The organism is Nocardia blacklockiae, from assembly GCF_015477355.1.
Taxonomy (GTDB): Bacteria; Actinomycetota; Actinomycetes; order Mycobacteriales; family Mycobacteriaceae; genus Nocardia; species Nocardia blacklockiae.
The window spans coordinates 381,823-398,703 of sequence record NZ_JADLRJ010000001.1; the positions used below are offsets into that span (position 1 = coordinate 381,823).

Consider the following 16,881-nt stretch of genomic DNA (forward strand, 5'->3'; position numbering starts at 1 on the left):
TCCGTTGTCGCCCGCCACGGGCCCATGCTACTGTTCGGACAGGTGTCCGGCCATGTGTTCCAGCCCTGCGCCGGGCCTGCCGTCCATGGAGTAGAAGGGCAAGCCATGCCACGTTTCGAGCCGCATCCCGTTCGCCGTCCCGTGCTGATCGCCGGAGCGTCCTCGGGCATCGGCGCGGCCACCGCCGTCGCGCTGGCCGCGCTGGGTCACCCGGTCGCGCTGGGCGCGCGCCGCGTCGACCAGTGCGAGGAACTGGCCGAGAAGATCCGCGCGGACGGCGGCGAGGCGCTCGCCCACCGCCTCGACGTCACCGACGGCGCGTCGGTCGACGAGTTCGTGACCGCGGCCGAGGCGGCGCACGGGGCCACCGAGATCGTGGTGTCCGGCGCGGGCGACCTGGAGTTCTCGCTGATCCACGAGATGGATCCGGAGCGGTTCGCCGCGCAGGTGGGTGTGCATCTGATCGGGCCGCAGCGGCTTGCGCACCGCGTGCTGCCCGGCATGATCGAGCGCCGCCGCGGCGATTTCGTGATCATCGGCTCGGACTGCGCTCCCGACCCGCGGCCTCGCACGGGCGCCTACAGCGCGTCCAAGGCGGGCCTGGAGGCGCTGACCGAACAGCTGCGAATGGAGTTGGAGGGCACGGGAATTCGCGCCTCGCTGGTGCGCCCCGGCCCCACCAAGACCGGTATGGGCGGCGACGCGCCGGCCGAGGTCGTCGGCCCGCTGATCGAGGACTGGGTGAAGTGGGGCTTCGCCCGGCACCCCTACCTGCTGCGCGCCTCCGACATGGCCGCCGCCGTCGTGGCCGTGGTCGGCACCCCGCGCGGGGCGCATCTGGTCACGGTCGAGGTGCAGCCGGAGGCCCCGCTGCGCGAACTCCCGGAAACCGCCGCGGGAGAATAATTTTCGTCCCGTCCTGGTCCGGACGGCAACGCCCCGGGTGCGTGACTCGGTGTCCCGGCCTCGGCGGCAATCGTCGCCAGGGCTGGGAATTGGCGGAGGAGTGTCGAGAATCCGGGCATGCTGGGCTTGGAGATAGTGGGCTGGGGGTTGGTCGCGGGTGTGGTCAATACCGTGGCCATGGCGGTGTTGTACGGGAACCCCTGGGTGGCGAGAGTGCATGCCGCCCAGGGCAAGACGGGTGCTGCGGGGGCGGGGCGGGGTGGTTCGCGCGGTTTGGGGGCGCGGCTGCTGGGGGATCAGCTCGAGGTGTACGTGATCACCGTCGGGTATGCCTGGCTGCATCCGTTGCTGCCGTGGAATTCGCTGGTCGGGGCGCTGGCCCTGGCCACGCTGTTCGCGGCGTTGCGGGTGTGCGCGCCGGTCTGGGCGCTGTGGACGCAAGGCACCTACTCGGGACGGTATCTCGCCGTGGAGGTGGCGGCGGGACTGGTCAGCAGCCTGGTGATCGTACTGGTGCTACTCGCGCTGTTCTGACGGGCGATGCCTCGGACGGCCGATACTCCAGACGGCTGGTACCTCCATGCGGCCGAACCCCGGACGCCCCAATTCTCGGACGGCGAATACCCCGTCGCGCGGTGACCCACCGCACCGGAAGGGCTTCCGGCACAACGATATTGCGCGACGGGGTGTGGGTCCGTTCAGTGATCGCGCGCGGTGTCGCCTTCGCCGACGCCCAGCCCCGGTCCGAGGCCGTGCAGGGCGAGCCGGGCCAGCGGGAGGTCGACGCCCAGGCGCGCGCCGAGGTCGAGGGCCAGGGCGAGGTCCTTCTCGCCGAGGTCCCGGACATGGCCGAGGATCGGGTGCCAGAAGTCGTCGGCCGCCACGGGAGCCGTGGTGTCGCGCAACATGATCGCGCCGGCTCCGCCGGTGATGGCGTCGGAGTGGCGGACCACCTTGCCCAGCGCGGTGATGTCGAGGCCGGCGGTCTCGGCGAGCCGCTGGGCCTCCGCGGCCGCGGTGAAGGACACGAAGTGCAGCAGGTTGCGGGCGAGCTTCATGCGGGTGCCCGCACCCACCTCGCCCGCGTGCACCACCAGCCCGCCGAAGCTGCCGAACGGTTCCCGCACCTTCGCGAAGGCCGCCTCGCTGCCGCCGACCATCACCGCGAGATCGCCCTTCTTCGCGCCCGCCGCGCCGCCGCTGATGGGCGCGTCGACGAATTCGACGCCGTGCTCGGCACATTCGGCCGCCAGCTCGACCGCGGTCCGGTCGCTGATGGTGGAGTGCACCGCGACGACGGTGCCGGGCTCGGCCGTGCCCAGAATGCCCTGCGGCCCCGCAACCACCGACCGCACCTGCGCGTCGTCCACGACGACGATGGAGATCACCGTGGCGCGCTCGGCCAGCTTCGCCGCCGACGACGCGGCCTCGGCCCCGCCGGAGACGAACGGCTCCAAGGCCTCCGCGCGGGTGTCGCAGACGACGAGCCCGCCCGGCCACGACAGCAGGCGCTCGGCCATGGGCGCACCCATGTTGCCGAGGCCGATGAACCCGACCGTGGCGGCGGTCATCGGATGATCTGCCCGCCGTCGACATTGAGGATGTGCCCGGTCACCCAGCTCGCCTCGTCGGACAGCAGGTACAGGCACGCGCCCACCAGGTCGCCCGGAGTTCCCATGCGCTTCAACGGCAGTCGCTGCACCATGTCCTCGACGATGGTGCCCGGGGTGACGGTCTTGGTGGCCTCGGTGTCGATCGGGCCGGGAGCGATGGCGTTCACCCGGATCTTGGAGCCGCCGAGTTCGGTGGCCAGCTGCTGGGTCAGCCCGTTGATGCCGACCTTCGCCAGGCCGTAGAAGCCGGAGTAGAGCCAGGCGGCGGTGGAGGACTGGTTCACGATGGAGCCGCCGCCGTTCTTCGACATCGGCTTCCATACCGCGCGGGTGACGTTCAGCGCGCCGTCGAGGTTCACGCTCATGAACTTCTTGTAGTAGTCCCACGGGACGGTCAGCAGCAGGTCGAGTTTCATGTCGCCGTAGATGGCGGCATTGTTGACCAGGTGGTCGATGCCGCCGAACCGCTCGACGGTGAATTCGGCCAGGGCCGTGGCGGATTCGGGATCGGCGACGTCGACGGTGTGGAAGACGGCGGTGCCGCCGTCGGCGGTGATCTGCTTGGCGACCGCCTCGCCCTTCTCGGCATTGCGGTCGGCGACGACGACGCGGGCGCCCTCGGCGGCCAGCGCCTGGGCGTAGGCGGCGCCGATGCCCTGGGCGGCGCCGGTGACGATCGCGGATCGTCCGGTGAAACGAGCCATGGTGAAAGCCTTTCTGCGGCAGTGGGTTCGGGTGCCTATACGGCGGTGGCGACGAGCTTGGTCTCGGTGTACTCCTCGAATCCGGCGACGCCCAGCTCCCGGCCGATGCCGGACTGCTTGTACCCGCCGAACGGTGCGTCGGCGGCGTACCAGATGCCGCCGTTCACGCCGAGGGTGCCGGTGCGCACGCCGCGCACGACGTGTTCGAGGCGCTGCGGGTCGGTGCCCCACACCGCGCCCGAGAGCCCGTAGGGAGATTCGTTGGCGAGCCGGATGGCGTCGTCGTCGCCGTCGTGCGGGACGACCACCAGCACCGGGCCGAAGATCTCCTCCTGCGCGGCGGTGGCGGTGTTGGGCAAGCCGCTGATCAGGGTGGGCTCGACGAACCACCCCGGACGGTCGGGCCGCCCGCCGCCGGTCACGACGGTGCCGCCCTCGGCGCGGGCGATCTCGAGGTAGCGCTCCACGCGGTCGCGCTGCCGCTCGGAGATCAGGGGCCCGCACACGGTGCCGCTCTCGGTGGGGTCGCCCGGCTCGATCCCCGCCATGGCCTTGGCGGCGGCGCGCACCGCGTCGTCGTAGGAGGCGCGGGGGACCAGCAGCCGGGTGGTGAGCGCGCAGCCCTGACCGGCGTGCACGCAGACCGAGAACCCGGCGTAGCTCGACGCGGCCGCGATGTCGGCGTCGTCGAGCACGATGAACGCCGACTTGCCGCCCAGCTCGAGGAACACCTTCTTCAAAGTCGTTGCCGCCGTCGCCATCACGGCCTTGCCGGTGGCGGTCGAGCCGGTGAACGACACCATGTCCACGCGCGGGTCGCCCGCGAGCTGCGCGCCCAGGGCGTGGTCGTCGGAGGTCACGATGTTCACCACCCCGGCGGGGATGTCGGTCTGCTCGGCGATCACCTTCCCGACCAGCGCCGCGCACCACGGGGTGTCGGGCGCGGGCTTCAGGACCACCGTCGCGCCCGCGGCCAGCGCCGGGCCGAGCTTGGCGAAATTGATCTGGTGCGGGAAGTTCCACGGCGTGATCGCGCCGACCACGCCCACCGCCTCGCGCCGCAGCGTCCGGCCGGACTTGATGCCCATCGGCGACGCGACGCCGAGATCGGTTTCCCACGAGTAATTCTCGGCGAGGTCGGCGAAGTAGCCGAGATCGCCGATCGGGCCCTCCAGCTGCGGGCCGCTGGTCAGCATGCGCGGCGCGCCCACCTCGGCGATGGTCAGCTCGCGCAGCTCTTCGATGTGCTCGCGCAAGGCATCCCGCAGCTGGCGCAGGCACGCCGCCCGGAACGCGTGGTCGCGCGACCAGTCGGTGTCGTCGAACGCCGACCGCGCCGCCGCTATCGCCGCGTCCATATCGCCGGCGTCGCCGTTGGCGGCCTGCCCCAACACCTCCCCGGACGCCGGATTCCGCGTCGCGAACACCCCGGCGCCGCCCGGCACCAGTTTGCCCCCGACCAACAGCAGCGAGCCTTCCGCGCTGGGCAACAGTTTGCTCATGCAATTCTCCGAGATCTGTCTGGACACCTGTACGGACTATAGTTCGATAACCTGTTGCGGTACAAGAACGCGTTGCGGGAGGAGCGAGCATGGGCGACGAACGGCTACTGGCGGGAACCGGCGCGGTGGTGGTCGGCGGCGGCAGCGGGATCGGCCGGGCGGTGGCCGAGACGCTGGCGGCGCACGGCGCGGGCGTGGTGGTCAACTCCCGCACCGCGCCGGCCGTCGACCGGGCCGCCGCGGCGATCCGGGCGGCCGGCGGCCGAGCGGTGCCGCTGGCGGGGTCGGCGGCCGACGAGAGCGTCGCCGAACGCCTCGTCGAGACGTGTGTCGCGGAGTACGGTGCGATCGACGTCCTGGTGAACTGCGCCGCCGTGCCCGAGCCGCCGCGCTCCTCGATTCTCGATGTGCGCCAAGGGGATTGGCGCGAACTGCTGGACGCGCACCTGGCGACGGTCTTCAACACCTGCCGCGCCGCCGCGCCGCGGATGGCAGCGCGGGGATCGGGGTCGATCGTCAATACCGGGTCGTTCGCCTACCTCGGCGACTACGGCGGCACCGGTTATCCGGCCGGGAAGGGCGCGGTGGCGAGCCTGACCCTGGCCGTCGCGGCCGATCTGAAGGAGTACGGCGTGCGGGCGAACGTCGTGTGCCCGGGCGCGAAGACCCGCTTGTCGACCGGGGCGGACTTCGAGGCGCACATCCGCGACCTGCACCGGCGCGGCCTGCTCGACGAGGCCACCGCGCGCGCCTCGCTCGACGCGCCGCCCCCGGAGTACGCCGCGGCGCTGTACCTGTATCTGGCGTCGGACGCGGCGCGCGAGGTGAGCGGCGCGATCCTCATCGCCGCAGGCGGTTTCGTGGGCCGATTCGAGCGGCCGGTGGCGACGCCGCTGGGCTACCGCGACCACGCCGACCAGCCGCCGTGGACCGTCGACGACCTCGCCCGGATGGTGGGCCGCTGAGTCCGGGCGGCTTCGACTCCGAAAGCACCGTTGTCGAGACATCGGTCCAGTGGTATTTTCCAGACAGGTGTCCGGCCTTGTGTCTCGCTGAGAGGTGCCGATGAATTGCGATGTGAACCCGTTCCCATTACCGGAGCGGTCCCGATGACGGCGGCGTCGTCGGTGCACCCGCTGGTCTTCGACCCGTACGACTACGGCTTCCACGAGGACCCGTACCCGGTCTATCGGCGGCTGCGCACCGAGGCCCCGCTGTACCACAATCCGGAGCTGGGTTTCTGGGCGCTGTCGCGGCACGCCGACGTGATCGCCGCGTTCCGCGACAGCACCCGGCTGTCCAGCGCGAACGGCGTCTCGCTGGACCCGGCGGCGTGGGGTCCGCACGCGCACAAGACGATGTCGTTCCTGGCGATGGACGATCCGCGCCATCTGCGCATGCGCCAGCTGGTGTTCAAGGGCTTCACCCCGCGCCGGGTCACCGAGATGACCGGCCGCATCGAGGAATTGACCCGGCAGTACCTGGAACCGGCGCTGGCGCGGGAGCGCTTCGACTGGATCGAGGAGGTGGCGGGCAAGCTGCCGATGGACGTCATCTCCGAGCTGATGGGCGTTCCCGAGACCGACCGCGCGGAGATCCGTCGGCTCGCGGACCTGGTGGTGCACCGGGAGGACGGGGTGCTCGACGTCCCCGCCGCCGCCATCGACGCCTCGCTGACGCTGGTCGGCTACTACGCCGACATGGTCGCCGAGCGCCGCCGCGCCCGCACCGGGGATCTCACCTCGGCGCTGGTGGACGCCGAGATCGACGGGGACAAGCTCACCGACGACGAGATCATCGGCTTCATGTTCCTGATGGTGGTGGCCGGCAACGAGACCACGACCAAACTGCTCGGCAACGCGCTGTACTGGGCGGGCCGCTGCCCCGAGCAGTACGCGAAGGTGCGCGCCGACCGCGACCTGGTCGGCGCCTGGGTGGAGGAGACGCTGCGCTACGACACCTCGAGCCAGATGGTGGCGCGCTCGGCGGCGGTCGACCTCGACTACGAGCACGGGGTGGTCCCGGCCGGATCGAAGGTGCTGCTGCTGATCGGCTCGGCCAATCGCGACGCCGCCGTGTTCGGCGACGGCGACCGCTACGACATCGAACGCCCCGACAAGGGCGGGCTGGTGAGCTTCGGCAGCGGGGTGCACTTCTGCCTGGGCGCGCATCTGGCCCGGCTGGAGGCCACGATCGCGTTGCGCGCCTTCGCCGACCGCGTGCGCGACTACCGCGTCGACGCGGAAGGCAGCGAGCGCGTGCACTCCACCAACGTGCGCGGCTTCGCGAAACTGCCGGTGACCGTGGAGGTTTCGTCATGACCCGGATCGAGGTGGATCTCGACCTGTGCCAGGGCCACGCCGTGTGCCAGGCCGAGGCGCCGGAGATCTTCACCGTGCCCAAGCACGGCAAGGCGCAGCTGCGGCACCCGCCGACCGACCGTGACCGCGCCGAGGTCGAGAACGCGGTGCGCTACTGCCCCACCCAAGCGCTGTCGGTCGTCGAGGACGACCGCACCCCGGAAGACGAAGGATGACTCATGACCGGATTCGCACGCGACGAACTCGACGAGATGGTGCGCCGCTGGGTGGCGGAGAACCAGCGCTGTGAGGAGCTGGGGGACTGGCGCCCGCTCGCCGAGATGTACACCGAGGACGCCACCTACGGCTGGAACTACGGCCCCACCCAGGAGTTCATGGCGGTCGGGCGCGCGGAGATCCGCGACCTGGCGCTGGGTCAGGAGATGGACGGCCTGGAAGGCTGGACCTACCCGTACCAGGAGTTCGTGATCGACGACCGCTCCGGCACGGTGATCGGCTTCTGGAAGCAGATCAACGAGAAGTCCCGCGACGACGGCCGGCCCTACAGCCCGGAGGGCATCGGCGGCAGCTGGTTCCGCTACGGCGGCGACTTCCAGTGGTCGTGGCAGCGCGACTTCTTCGACTTCGGCAACGTCTCCGCGCTGTTCCTGGAGATGATCACCGCCAACGCGCTGTCGCCGGGCATGCAGAAGCGCATCGAGCGGTCGGCGGCCGGGCCGCTGCCCGGGTGGTATCGGATCGGGACGGCCCCGGCGCCGCTGTGGGACAACTGATGTCGAGCCGCTACGCCGACCTGACCCGCGAGCAGCTCGCGGTGCTGGTGCCCGAGCTGCTGCTGTGCGGGCACCTGATCGACCGCTCGGGCATGGCGCATTCGATCGCCGCCTTCGGGCGCGACGGGATGGCGGAGATCGCCATCGAGGAGTGGCAGCTGGCCAGCCCGGTCTACACCCGGCGGATGCGGGCGGCGCTGCGGATTCCCGGCGACGGCGTGGAGACGATCTTCAAGGGCCTGCAACTCGACATCGGCGCGCCGCCGCAGTTCATGGACTTCCGGTTCCGCATCGACGACGCGCATCACGGCGAGTTCTGGCTGGACCACTGCGGTGCGCTCGCCGACGTGGAGCCGATGGGCGAGGACTACGTCGTCGCGATGTGCCACACCATCGAGGACCCCACCTTCGACGCGACCGCGCTGGCGACCAATCCGCACGCGCAGGTGCGCCCGATCCACCGGCCGCCGCGGCGGCCCGCGGACCGGGTGCCGGTGTGCGCGTGGACGGTGGCCATCGACCCCGCGCACGAGCCGCCCGCGGTGCCCGCACACGCCGCCCTGGTGGAGAACTCGTCCGCGGCGCTGGTGGAGCTCGACCCGATCGACCCGGAAGATCCTGGGCGAGCGGACTATTCGGGCCCGCTGCTCAGCGACATCCGGTTCGCGGACTTCTCCCGGTCGGCGCTGGTGCGCATGGCCGACGAGGTGTGCCTGCAACAGCACCTGCTGACGCTGGGCTTCGTGATCGCGGTGCGCGAGCGCGGCGGGGACGAGCGCGCCCGCGAGATCGGGCGCAAGCAGTTCACCGGCATCGCCGGGCTCACCGCCGAGCGGATCCGCAAGGCCCTGGGCCTGGGCACCGACCTCGCGGCGCTGGCGCGGGTGCTGGCGCTGCACCCGGCCTGGAATCCGGTGCCCTACATCGGTGTCGAGTTCGAGCCCGGCGGCGAGAGCCTGGTGCTGCGGCTGGACCGCGGCAGCGGCGGCGTGCGCGACGGCGCGTGGCCGGCGCTGCTCGACGCCGAGCACCTCGAACCGGTCGACGCCATGGTCCGGGCGGTGAACCCGCGCTTCACCGCGCGCCCGCGCGCCGCCGACGACGCCACGCTGACCGTCGAGATCACCACCGCCGCAGCGCCTTTCAAGGAGGCGCCGGAGGTCGCCATCACCCGCTTCAGCACCGGCGCCGACTTCGCCTTCGCCGATCGCGGCATCCCGCTGCCGCTGTCGGTCGTGTAACCCCGGGAGAGGGCCGAATCACCCATGCCGAACAATTTCGCCGACCTGTTCGAGCACGCCGTCGACGCCATGCCCGACCGTGTGGCGCTGATCCAGGGCGACCGCCGGATCACCTTCGCGGAGCTCGACGCCCGGGCCGGCCGGCTGGCGCGCTACCTCGCCTCGATCGGCGCGGGACCCGGCACGCACGTCGGGTTCCAGCTGCACAACTCGATCGAGACGATGGAGACGCTGATCGCCTGCTTCAAGGTGCGGGCGGTGCCGATCAACATCAACTACCGCTACGGCGCGGAGGAACTGCGCTACCTCTACGACAACGCCGACCTGGAGATCCTGGTCCACCACCGGTGTTACGCGCCGCTGGTCGACCGGGTGCGCCCGCAGGTGCCGGGCCTGCGGCACGCGCTGGTCGTGGAGGACGACCAGGGCTCCGGCGCGGACAGCGGTTCGGTGCCCTACGAGCAAGCGCTGCAAGGGTTTCCGCCGGACCGCGAGCCGATCGAGCGCAGCGCCGACGACCTGTTCGTGATGTACACCGGCGGCACCACCGGCCTGCCCAAGGGCGTCATGTGGCGGCAGGAGGACATGTGGCGGGTGCTCGGCGGCGGCATCGACTTCTACACCGGTGAACCGGTCGCCGACGAATACCAGCAGTCCCGGGTGGGCGCGCAGCACCCGCCGATGACCTGGCTGGTGCTGCCGCCGCTGATCCACGCCTCGGCGATGATGCCCACCTTCACCGCGCTGTGGTCGGGCAACGCGACGATCCTGCTGCCGGCGTTCGACGCGCACGAGGTGTGGCGCACGGTGGCGCGCGAACGCCCGCAGGTGCTGGTGCTGACCGGCGACGCCATGGCCCGGCCGCTGCTCGACGCACTGCGCGCCGCGCCGGTCGACACGTCCTCGCTGCTGGTCGTGGCCTCCGGTGCGGCGCTGCTGTCGCAGCCGGTGAAGAACGAACTGCTGGAACGGTTTCCGCAGGCGCTGGTGTCGGACTCCATCGGCTCTTCCGAAACCGGTTTCGGCGGAATGGGTTTCGCCCAGAAGGACGACGATCCCGCCCGCGGGCCGCGGGTGCGCACCGGGCGCGGCGCGGTGGTGGTCGACGACGACGCGCGGCCGGTGGCGGCGGGCGGCGAGGGCTGGCTGGCCAAGACCGGGTCCGTGCCGATCGGGTACTACAAGGATCCGGCCAAGACGGACAAGCTGTTCCGCACCGTCGACGGCGAGCGGGTCGTGGTCACCGACGACCGGGCGCGGGTCGAGGACGACGGCTCGGTCACCCTGATCGGCCGCGGCAACATGGTGATCAACACCGGCGGCGAGAAGGTCTTCGCCGAGGAGGTGGAGGCCGTCGTCAAGGCGCACGCGGCGATCTACGACGCGGTGGTGATCGGGGTGCCGCACGAGCGCTGGGGCAACCAGGTCGCCGCCGTGGTCGCCGCGCGGGACCGCGCCGAGATCGACTTCGCGGCGCTGGAAAAGCATGTGCGGGCCCACCTGGCCGGTTACAAACTGCCGCGCCGGATCTGGGTGACCGACGTCGTCACCCGCACACCCAGTGGAAAGCCCGACTACCGCGCGGCCGAGGCCTACGCGGCGGCCCGGGCACCGGACCACGTCGTGAGCGCTTCGCAACGACGCGGACGCGAGGAGGAACAGTGACAGCCCCGTCGATACCGAGCGGATTCGATTTCACCGATCCCGCCCTGTGGGAGAACCGCAGTCCCGTAGCCGAATTCGCGGAACTGCGGCGCACCGCGCCGGTCTGGTGGAACGCCCAGACCCCCGCGCAGGCCGCGCCGTTCGAGGACGGCGGGTACTGGGTGGTGAGCCGGCACGAGGACATCAAGGAGATCTCGCGCCGCGCGGACGTGTACTCCTCCGAGCAGAAGGGCTCGATCATCCGGCTGCCCGGCTTCGCCACCGCCGAGCAGCTGGCCGGCACCAGCGCGCTGCTGGTCAACATGGACCCGCCCAAGCACAGCAAGATCCGCCGCATCATCTCCAAGGGGTTCACCCCGCGCGCGGTGGAGAGCCTGCGGGCGGCGCTGACCGAGCGCGCGGAGCGAATCGTGCACGCGGCCAAGGAGTCCGGCAGCGGTGACTTCGTCGAGCAGGTGGCGTGCGAACTCCCCCTGCAGGCGATCGCCGAGTTGCTGGGCGTCCCGCAGGACGACCGGCACAAGCTGTTCGACTGGTCGAACCAGATGCTCAACTACGACGATCCGGAATACGGCGACCCGGTCGTGGCGTCCACCGAGATCCTCGGCTACGCCTGGAACATGGCCGAGCAGCGGCGCGCACGGCCGGCCGACGACATCGTCAGCCGGCTGGTGACCGCCGACATCGACGGGGAGGCACTGGGTTCCGACGAATTCGGCTTCTTCGTGATCCTGCTGTCGGTGGCGGGCAACGAGACCACGCGCAACGCCATCACCCACGGCATGAAGGCGTTCGTCGACCATCCCGAACAGTGGGAGCTGTACCGCGAGCAGCGCCCGCGCACCGCCCCGGACGAGATCGTGCGGTGGGCGACCCCGGTCACGGCGTTCCAGCGCACCGCGACCCAGGACGTCGAGCTGGGCGGGCAGCGGATCCGGGCGGGTGAGCGGCTCGGATTGTTCTACAGCTCGGCCAATTTCGACGAGGCCGCCTTCGACGACCCGTTCACCTTCGACGTGTTGCGGGACCCCAACCCGCACTTGGGTTTCGGTGGCACCGGCGCGCACTTCTGCGTGGGCGCCAACCTGGCCCGGCTGGAGATCGACCTGATGTTCAACGCCATCGCCGACGCCATGCCGCGGCTGCGGCAGGTGGCCGACCCGGTGCGGCTGCGGTCCGGCTGGATCAACGGCGTCAAGCACTGGCAGGTCGCCTACCACTGACCGGCACGGCGACGGGCGGGGATCCGGTGGATCCCCGCCCGTGCGCGCGCTGAAACGCTTGTGCCGCTCAGGTTTTCGGCGGGGTCTGGAGCCGGTCGTCGTAGGCGCGGCGGGCGGCGTGGTCGATCTCGTCGGTGAAGATGCGGTGCACGCCGAGCCGGCGGGCGACGAACTCGCCGACCGGGCGCGGGGTGAGACCGTTGAACGCCGCGAGCACCCCGGCGGTCCGGGTGACGGTGACCCGCCGGCGCGGCCGGACCACGAGGCGGGCCACGGCGCGTCCGACATCGGCGGGGTCGGCGAGCAGGCCCATGGGCGCGCGGGTGCCCGCGATCAGTTCCGTGCGGGTGAAGGTCGGCAGCACCGCCGAGAAGCGCACCCCGGTGCCGCGGTGTTCCAGGCGCATGACGTCGGTGAACCCGAGCACGGCCTGCTTGCTCGCGCAGTAGGTCGCCATTCCCGGGGTGGGGTTGGTGCCCGCCAGCGACGCGACGTTGACTACGTGGCCGCGCCCGCGCTCCAGCATCGCGGGCAGTGCCAGTTTGGTGCCGAGCAGCACGCCGTAGACGTTGATGTCGAGGATGCGCCGGGTGATCGCGTCCGCCTCGGCGGCGAAGCGGCCCACCGGCATGATGCCCGCGTTGTTGACCAGGACGTCCAGCGGACCGGCCGCGTCCCGCGCGCCCGCCAGGAAGTCCCGGAACGACGCGTGGTCGGCGACGTCCAGGGGCAGTGCGGCCGCCACGTCGAGTTCGCTCTTCGCCCGGGCGAGGGCGTCGGGATCGATGTCGCCGATCACCACGCGCGCCCCCGCCCCGGCGAGTTCGGCGGCGATCGCGCGGCCGATGCCGCGCGCGCCGCCGGTGACGGCGACGACCCGCCCCGCCAGGCCGGCGCGGGAACTCACCGCACCCGCCGCCGGTAGCGGACCGTGCACGGCTGCTGGAGCTGCACGACCATCTTCGAGTGGTCGTTGCGGTAGCTGTCCGAGGGCTGCGCCATCTCGAACTCCCAGTCCCGCAACAGGATCGAGAAGATCGCCTTGAGCTGCATGAGCGCGAAGGCCGCGCCGACGCAGCGGTGCCGCCCCGCGCCGAACGGGATCCAGGTCCAGCGGTTGACCAGATCCTCCTGGTTCGGATCGAGGTAGCGGCCCGGGTCGAAGCGGTCCGGTTCCGGGAAGTCCTCGGGCAGCCGGTTGGACACCGCGGGCGTGGCCGCGACGAGGTCGCCCGGCTCGATGCGGTGGCCGCACACCTCGAACTCGTCGCGCGCCACCCGCATCAGGATGATCAGCGGCGGATGCAGCCGCAGCACCTCCTTGAGCACGGCCTCGAGCTGCGGAATCTGGCGCAGCGCATGGAAACTGACGTCCTTGCCGTCGGCGTAGAGCTCGTCCAGCTCGGTCACCACCTGCGCGAGCCGCTCGGGGTGGCGCAGCAGTTCGATCACCGTCCAGGCCGCGGTGCCCGAGGTGGTGTGGTGCCCGGCGAACATCATCGAGATGAAGATGCCGGTGATCTCGCTGGCCGAGAAGCGCGGGTTGCCCTGCTCGTCGCGGATCGACACCAGCACGTCGAGCATGTCGCGGTCGTCCTTGCCCTGCGGCGGGTTCGCGACGCGGCCGTTCATGATCGTCTGCACCAGCTCGACCAGTTCGGCGCGGGCCTCGTCGCGGCGGCGGAAGCTGTCGATGGGGGCGTAGGGGTCGACGTAGCACAGCGCGTCGGTGCCCTGCTCCAGCTCGTGGTACAGGTGCGCGAAGCGCTCGTCGAGCTCGTTGCGGAACTTCACCCCGATCAGGCACGCCGAGGAGGTGTAGATGGTCAGCTCCGCGAAGAACTCCAGCAGGTCGATCTCGCCGCTGTCGCCGAACCGCGACAGCATCAGATCCACCTCGCGCGCAATGGTTTCCGCGTGCCCGCGCATGTGCTCGCCGCGCAGCGCCTGGTTGTGCAGCATCTCCTTGCGCCGCTCGGGGCTGGCGTCGAACACCACGCCCTCGCCGAAGATCGGCTTCATGAACGGGTAGGCGGCGCCCTGGTCGAGGTCCTCGTCGGCGGCGCGGAAGAAGAACTCGTTGGCCTCCGCGCCCGACAGCAGGATCACGTCCTTGTCGGCCAGGCGGAACGAGCCGACGTCGCCGCACTCCGCGCGGACCCGGTGCATCAGCGCGATCGGATCGGTGCGGAACTCCTCCAGATGCCCGTGCTCGTGCTCGCCCCCGGAGACCTGCCGCGGCTTCACCAACGTCATCGTCCAATCCTCCCGGTGTGGAAATCCAGACAGTAACCTGGACATGTGTCTGGACGGTACTACGCCGAGCGGCGGCGGGCAAGACACGCGGCCCGGTCAGGCGAACCAGTGCCCCGGTCGCGGGGCGGTGTGGTGCCAGATGTGCTTGGTCTCCCGGTACTCCGCGAGCCCGCCCGGCCCGAGTTCGCGGCCGGTGCCCGAGCGGCCGAATCCACCCCATTCCGCGGCCGGGGTGTAGACGCCGAAGTCGTTGAGCCACACCGTGCCGTGCCGCAGCGCCCGCACCACGCGCTCGCCGCGCGCCGGATCGCCGGTGCGCACTCCGGCCGCGAGGCCGTAGTCGGTGTCGTTGCCGAGCGCGATCGCCTCCTGCTCGGTGCCGAACCGCTCCACGGTGAGGATCGGGCCGAAGGTCTCCTCCCGCACGATCCGCATCCCGCGGTGGCAGTGGTCGAAGACGGTCGGCAGGTAGAAGCTGCCGTCCGCCAGCCGCGGGTCGCCGGGGCGGCGGCCGCCCGCGCGCAGCGTCGCTCCCTCGGAAAGGCCCAGCGCGACATAGGCTTCCACCTTCGCGCGATGCTCCGGCGACACCAGCGGCCCGGTCTCGCTCGCGGCGTCCAGGCCGGGACCGACCCGGATGCGGCCCGCGCGCTCGGCGAGGGCCGCGACGAACTCGTCGGCCACCGAGTCCTGCACGATCAGCCGGGTGCCGGCCGAGCACACCTGCCCGGAGTGCAGGAACGCGCCGGTCAGCACCGCGTCGACAGCGCTGTCGCGGTCGGCGTCGGCGAAGACCAGGTGCGGGTTCTTGCCGCCGAGTTCGAGGGCCACGCGGGTCAAGTGCTCGGCGGCGGCGCGGGCGATGCGCGATCCGGTGGTGGCGCCGCCGGTGAAGGAGATCAGGTCGACGTCCGGGCTCGCGGTGAGCGCCGCGCCGACCGTCGCGCCGCCGCCCGGCACCAGATTCACCACGCCCGCCGGAACTCCCGCGCGTTCGAGGAGTCGCACCAGGGCGATCGTGCTCAGCGGCGTGACCTCGCTCGGCTTGGCCACCACGGTGCAGCCCGCCGCCAGGGCGGGCGCGATCTTCCACGACATCTGCAGCAGCGGGTAGTTCCACGGGGCGATGAGCACGCACACCCCCGCCGGTTCGTGCACCACGCGGCTGATCACGGCCGGGTCGCCGGTGTCGACGAGGCGGTCGGCGTCCGTGCCGACCAGGTGGGCGTAGTACCGGAACACCGCGATGACGTCGTCGATGTCGATGTGGCTCTCGCGCAGGGTCTTTCCGGTGTCGACGGTCTCGATCCGGGCGATCTCGTCGCGGTGGGCGTCGTCGAGCAGATCCGCGACGCGCAGCAGCAGCGCGGCGCGGTCGGCGACCGGGGTGGCGGGCCAGTGGCCCGCGTCGAAGGCGGCGCGGGCCGCGGCGACGGCGCGGGCGGCGTCGCCGGGATCGGCCTCGTCCACGACGGCGACGACCCGGCCGTCGGCGGGGTCGCGGATCTCCCGGGCGCCGCCGCCGCTCGCGCGCACCCACTCTCCGTCGAGGTAGAGATGGGGAGCGCGCAGCAGCGGTTCGTCGGCGAGGGTCATCCCACCACAGTGCCGCAGCGCCGCGACCGGCGGCGACGCAGGTGGTTTCGATCCGGGTGCGCGTAATTCTGGCCGGGCCGGGACCGGGGTGGTTTCGTCTGATCGATCGTCAGGTTCGAGTGAAAGGTCCCCGGTATGTCCGTCGACAACGCAGCCGACGCCCGGACCGCCGTGCAGGTGGTCAAGCTCGGCACCCACATCGGCGCGCGGATCGAGGGGGTCCGCCTCGGCGGCGACCTGGACGCCGACACCGTGGCCGCCATCCGCGCCGCGCTCGCCGAGCACAAGGTGATCTTCTTCCGCGGCCAGCACCACCTCACCGAGGACGGCCAGTACGAATTCGCGGAACTGCTCGGCACGCCGACCATTCCGCACCCGACCGTCACCTCGGCCGGTGTGAAGAGCCTGGCCATCGACTCGCACCAGGGCCGTTCCAACAGCTGGCACACCGACGTCACCTTCGTCGACCGGGTGCCGAAGGCGTCGATCCTGCGCGCGGTGTCGCTGCCCAGCTATGGCGGCTCGACCACCTGGGCCTCCACCGTCGCCGCCTACAACTCGCTGCCCGAACCGCTCAAGCGCCTGGCCGAGAGCCTGCGCGCCCGGCACACCAACCGGTACGACTACGCCGCCACCGCCGAGGACAACCACCAGGGCGAGACCATCAAGGCCTACCGCGGCGAATTCGAGTCGACCTACTACGAGACCGAGCACCCCGTGGTCGAGGTGCACCCGGACACCGGCGAACGCGCGCTGCTGCTGGGCAATTTCGTGCAGCGGATCGTCGGCCTGCCCGGCAACGAGTCGCACGCGCTGTTCCGGCTGTTCCAGGACCGGGTCACTCGCCTGGAGCACACCACCCGCTGGGACTGGTCGCTCGGCGACGTCGCCATCTGGGACAACCGCGCGACCCAGCACTACGCCATCGACGACTACGACGGCTCGCAGCACCGCAGGCTCACCCGCATCACCCTCGCCGGTGAGATCCCGGTCGGCGTCGACGGCCGCCCCAGCGAGGTGATCTCCGGCAGCGCGGAGCACTATTCGGCCGCGGTGCCGCAGGCGCGCGCCGCCTGAGCGC

The 16,881-nt window shown here is 71.3% G+C and carries 16 protein-coding genes; 10 read left to right on the forward strand and 6 right to left on the reverse strand.

Features of this window, described 5'->3' with window-relative positions:
- Positions 1-105: 105 nt before the first annotated feature.
- Positions 106-906, forward strand: a complete 801-nt coding sequence (locus tag IU476_RS01720) for an SDR family oxidoreductase (protein WP_195095846.1) — start codon at positions 106-108, stop codon at positions 904-906.
- Positions 907-1,023: 117 nt separating this feature from the next.
- Complete coding sequence (locus tag IU476_RS01725) at positions 1,024-1,440, forward strand: hypothetical protein (protein WP_195095847.1); 417 nt, start codon at positions 1,024-1,026, stop codon at positions 1,438-1,440.
- 164 nt (positions 1,441-1,604) lie between these two features.
- Here IU476_RS01725 and IU476_RS01730 read toward each other — a convergent pair whose 3' ends face one another.
- From IU476_RS01730 to IU476_RS01740, 3 genes are read right to left on the reverse strand one after another with little or no spacing between them, the layout of a single operon-like run.
- Positions 1,605-2,477, reverse strand: coding sequence for an NAD(P)-dependent oxidoreductase (locus IU476_RS01730; RefSeq protein ID WP_195095848.1), 873 nt, complete (start codon positions 2,475-2,477; stop codon positions 1,605-1,607).
- The gene (locus tag IU476_RS01735; protein WP_195095849.1) at positions 2,474-3,223 is read right to left on the reverse strand and encodes an SDR family oxidoreductase; all 750 of its coding nucleotides are present in this window, start codon (positions 3,221-3,223) and stop codon (positions 2,474-2,476) included. The genes IU476_RS01730 and IU476_RS01735 overlap by 4 nt, the downstream gene beginning before the upstream one ends.
- A gap of 35 nt (positions 3,224-3,258) precedes the next feature.
- Positions 3,259-4,725: an aldehyde dehydrogenase gene (locus tag IU476_RS01740; RefSeq protein ID WP_195095850.1), complete on the reverse strand. Its 1,467-nt coding sequence runs from the start codon at positions 4,723-4,725 to the stop codon at positions 3,259-3,261.
- 89 nt (positions 4,726-4,814) lie between these two features.
- Between IU476_RS01740 and IU476_RS01745 the strand changes: the two genes are divergently transcribed.
- The 7 genes from IU476_RS01745 to IU476_RS01775 all read left to right on the forward strand — a co-directional run bounded on the left by IU476_RS01745 (position 4,815) and on the right by IU476_RS01775 (position 11,948).
- Positions 4,815-5,690: an SDR family NAD(P)-dependent oxidoreductase gene (locus IU476_RS01745; protein ID WP_195095851.1), complete on the forward strand. Its 876-nt coding sequence runs from the start codon at positions 4,815-4,817 to the stop codon at positions 5,688-5,690.
- A 144-nt stretch (positions 5,691-5,834) separates the two neighbouring features.
- Entirely contained in the window at positions 5,835-7,046 is a 1,212-nt protein-coding gene (locus tag IU476_RS01750) for a cytochrome P450 (RefSeq protein ID WP_195095852.1), read from the forward strand.
- The gene (locus IU476_RS01755; protein ID WP_195095853.1) at positions 7,043-7,261 is read left to right on the forward strand and encodes a ferredoxin; all 219 of its coding nucleotides are present in this window, start codon (positions 7,043-7,045) and stop codon (positions 7,259-7,261) included. Before IU476_RS01750 ends, IU476_RS01755 begins: the two co-directional genes overlap by 4 nt.
- Positions 7,262-7,264: 3 nt before the next feature.
- Positions 7,265-7,819 (forward strand): nuclear transport factor 2-like protein, encoded by a 555-nt coding sequence (locus IU476_RS01760; protein ID WP_195095855.1) that lies wholly within the window; start codon positions 7,265-7,267, stop codon positions 7,817-7,819.
- A complete protein-coding gene (locus IU476_RS01765) occupies positions 7,819-9,060 on the forward strand; it encodes a hypothetical protein (RefSeq protein ID WP_195095856.1) in 1,242 nt (413 codons plus the stop codon). Before IU476_RS01760 ends, IU476_RS01765 begins: the two co-directional genes overlap by 1 nt.
- A 24-nt stretch (positions 9,061-9,084) precedes the next feature.
- Complete coding sequence (locus IU476_RS01770; protein WP_195095857.1) at positions 9,085-10,725, forward strand: acyl-CoA synthetase; 1,641 nt, start codon at positions 9,085-9,087, stop codon at positions 10,723-10,725.
- Positions 10,722-11,948 carry a cytochrome P450 gene (locus tag IU476_RS01775; RefSeq protein ID WP_195095858.1) on the forward strand — a complete coding sequence of 409 codons (1,227 nt, stop codon included), beginning with the start codon at positions 10,722-10,724 and terminating at the stop codon, positions 11,946-11,948. The genes IU476_RS01770 and IU476_RS01775 overlap by 4 nt, the downstream gene beginning before the upstream one ends.
- A gap of 67 nt (positions 11,949-12,015) precedes the next feature.
- On the opposite strand, the gene IU476_RS01780 is transcribed toward IU476_RS01775, so the two are convergent.
- The 3 genes from IU476_RS01780 to IU476_RS01790 all read right to left on the reverse strand — a co-directional run bounded on the left by IU476_RS01780 (position 12,016) and on the right by IU476_RS01790 (position 15,800).
- Positions 12,016-12,855 carry an SDR family oxidoreductase gene (locus IU476_RS01780; RefSeq protein ID WP_195095859.1) on the reverse strand — a complete coding sequence of 280 codons (840 nt, stop codon included), beginning with the start codon at positions 12,853-12,855 and terminating at the stop codon, positions 12,016-12,018.
- Positions 12,852-14,204: a lanosterol 14-alpha demethylase gene (cyp51, locus tag IU476_RS01785; RefSeq protein ID WP_195095860.1), complete on the reverse strand. Its 1,353-nt coding sequence runs from the start codon at positions 14,202-14,204 to the stop codon at positions 12,852-12,854. Before cyp51 ends, IU476_RS01780 begins: the two co-directional genes overlap by 4 nt.
- A gap of 96 nt (positions 14,205-14,300) precedes the next feature.
- Positions 14,301-15,800, reverse strand: coding sequence for an aldehyde dehydrogenase family protein (locus tag IU476_RS01790; RefSeq protein WP_195095861.1), 1,500 nt, complete (start codon positions 15,798-15,800; stop codon positions 14,301-14,303).
- Positions 15,801-15,935: 135 nt separating this feature from the next.
- On the opposite strand from IU476_RS01790, the gene IU476_RS01795 reads away from it, so the two are divergent.
- Positions 15,936-16,877: a TauD/TfdA dioxygenase family protein gene (locus IU476_RS01795; RefSeq protein ID WP_195095863.1), complete on the forward strand. Its 942-nt coding sequence runs from the start codon at positions 15,936-15,938 to the stop codon at positions 16,875-16,877.
- The last annotated feature ends 4 nt before the right edge of the window (positions 16,878-16,881 follow it).

What these genes read in the sequence shown, in the direction of transcription:
- IU476_RS01720 (WP_195095846.1), top strand. Translation starts at nt 106, where the DNA reads ATGCCACGTTTCGAGCCGCATCCCGTTCGCCGTCCCGTGCTGATCGCC.
- IU476_RS01725 (WP_195095847.1), top strand. Translation starts at nt 1,024, where the DNA reads ATGCTGGGCTTGGAGATAGTGGGCTGGGGGTTGGTCGCGGGTGTGGTC.
- IU476_RS01730 (WP_195095848.1), bottom strand. Translation starts at nt 2,477, where the DNA reads ATGACCGCCGCCACGGTCGGGTTCATCGGCCTCGGCAACATGGGTGCG.
- IU476_RS01735 (WP_195095849.1), bottom strand. Translation starts at nt 3,223, where the DNA reads ATGGCTCGTTTCACCGGACGATCCGCGATCGTCACCGGCGCCGCCCAG.
- IU476_RS01740 (WP_195095850.1), bottom strand. Translation starts at nt 4,725, where the DNA reads ATGAGCAAACTGTTGCCCAGCGCGGAAGGCTCGCTGCTGTTGGTCGGG.
- IU476_RS01745 (WP_195095851.1), top strand. Translation starts at nt 4,815, where the DNA reads ATGGGCGACGAACGGCTACTGGCGGGAACCGGCGCGGTGGTGGTCGGC.
- IU476_RS01750 (WP_195095852.1), top strand. Translation starts at nt 5,835, where the DNA reads ATGACGGCGGCGTCGTCGGTGCACCCGCTGGTCTTCGACCCGTACGAC.
- IU476_RS01755 (WP_195095853.1), top strand. Translation starts at nt 7,043, where the DNA reads ATGACCCGGATCGAGGTGGATCTCGACCTGTGCCAGGGCCACGCCGTG.
- IU476_RS01760 (WP_195095855.1), top strand. Translation starts at nt 7,265, where the DNA reads ATGACCGGATTCGCACGCGACGAACTCGACGAGATGGTGCGCCGCTGG.
- IU476_RS01765 (WP_195095856.1), top strand. Translation starts at nt 7,819, where the DNA reads ATGTCGAGCCGCTACGCCGACCTGACCCGCGAGCAGCTCGCGGTGCTG.
- IU476_RS01770 (WP_195095857.1), top strand. Translation starts at nt 9,085, where the DNA reads ATGCCGAACAATTTCGCCGACCTGTTCGAGCACGCCGTCGACGCCATG.
- cyp51 (WP_195095860.1), bottom strand. Translation starts at nt 14,204, where the DNA reads ATGACGTTGGTGAAGCCGCGGCAGGTCTCCGGGGGCGAGCACGAGCAC.
- IU476_RS01790 (WP_195095861.1), bottom strand. Translation starts at nt 15,800, where the DNA reads ATGACCCTCGCCGACGAACCGCTGCTGCGCGCTCCCCATCTCTACCTC.
- IU476_RS01795 (WP_195095863.1), top strand. Translation starts at nt 15,936, where the DNA reads ATGTCCGTCGACAACGCAGCCGACGCCCGGACCGCCGTGCAGGTGGTC.